This is a genomic window from Streptomyces sp. RP5T, assembly GCF_003933965.1.
GTDB lineage: Bacteria > Actinomycetota > Actinomycetes > Streptomycetales > Streptomycetaceae > Streptomyces.
Window position 1 is genome coordinate 1 of sequence record NZ_RSAJ01001082.1, and the last position, 1,360, is coordinate 1,360.

Here is a 1,360-nt window from a genome sequence, read left to right on the forward strand (position 1 = left end):
CTCCTGGGCAAGCCCGTGGAGAAGCTCCCCCTCAACGCCATCCGCGAACTTGCCCGGGCCACCGGCAACTGGCCCTTGAACAACTACTTCACGGCCAGGGGAGTCCCCGCCGAACTCCTCGCCGCCCACCCCTGGAACCGGCGCTCCGCCACGACCTCCCTCGCCGAGAACATCGACGGGATGCCCGAGGACGACGACCTCAACTACCCGCTGCTGAACCTGCTGTTGCTGCAACGCCACGGCAGGCGCTTCACCACCCTGGACGTGGCGCGGCTCTGGCTGGACGAACTCCCCGCCGGCCGCACCTTCACCGCCGAACGCGTCGCCTACCGCAACCTCCTCCAGGGCCTGGAGCCCCCCAGGACGGCCCGCCACCGCAACCCCTTCCGCGAGTGGATCGGCGCCCTGATCCGCGCGGACGTGCACGGCTGGACCAACCCCGGCGACCCGGCGGCAGCGGCCGAACAGGCGTACCGGGACGCCACCTTGACCCACACCGCGAACGGCGTCTACGCGGCGATGTTCACCGCCGCCGTGATCGCCCGGGCGGCGGCGACGCCCGACATCCGCACCTGCCTGCGCACCGGCCTCAGCGTGATCCCCCCGAACTCCCGGATGGCGAGGGCGATCACCCACGCCGTCCAACTGGCCGAGCGCCACGACGACTTCGACCAGGTCGTCGACGAGCTCCACGCCACTCACGCCGCGACCCACCACTGGGTCCACGCGATCCCCAACACCGCCCTGATCGCCGCCGCGCTCACCCACGCCGACGGCGACTTCACCGGCTCCGTCCGCCGGGCGGTCAGCGGCGGTTGGGACACCGACTCCAACGGCGCGACAGCGGGAAGCATCGCCGGTCTCCTCGCCGGCACCCCCGGCAAGCTCCCCGACCGCTGGACCGCCCCGCTGAAGAACCGCCTGGCCACCTCCGTGGCCGACTTCAACGGCACCGGCTTCGACACCCTGGCCCACCTCACCCACCGGGAGGCTGCTCGCCCATGACCCACATCGCCGTGCTCGGCAGCACGAACACGGACCTGGCCGCCCGCGTCGAGAAGGCGCCCCGGCACGGAGAGACCGTCCCCGGCAGGGAGTTCCGTACGATCCCCGGAGGCAAGGGCGCCAACCAGGCGATCGCCGCGGCCCGCGTCGGCGCCACCGTCTCGATGATCGCCGCGGTCGGCAACGACGGCTTCGGCACCGGGCTGCCCTCCACCCTGGAGCTCCCCCTGCCGGCGGCCCTCGCGGGCGACACGTACGTGGGCGCCCTCGCCGTCGCGCTCGGCGCCTCGGCGTCCATGCCCCACCGCTCCGAGATCGAGGCCCGGTACACGTCATGACCCAGACCCCCCTGCAC

The 1,360-nt window shown here is 72.8% G+C and carries 1 protein-coding gene and 1 pseudogene; both read left to right on the forward strand.

Annotated elements, in window-relative coordinates:
• A partial coding sequence (locus EHS43_RS44620) for an ADP-ribosylglycohydrolase family protein (protein ID WP_148104347.1) occupies positions 1-1,005 on the forward strand: 1,005 nt, incomplete at its 5' end.
• Positions 1,002-1,310: pseudogene (locus EHS43_RS44625) on the forward strand (PfkB family carbohydrate kinase); the annotation flags it as partial. The gene EHS43_RS44620 and the pseudogene EHS43_RS44625, both read left to right, overlap by 4 nt.
• Positions 1,311-1,360: the final 50 nt, after the last annotated feature.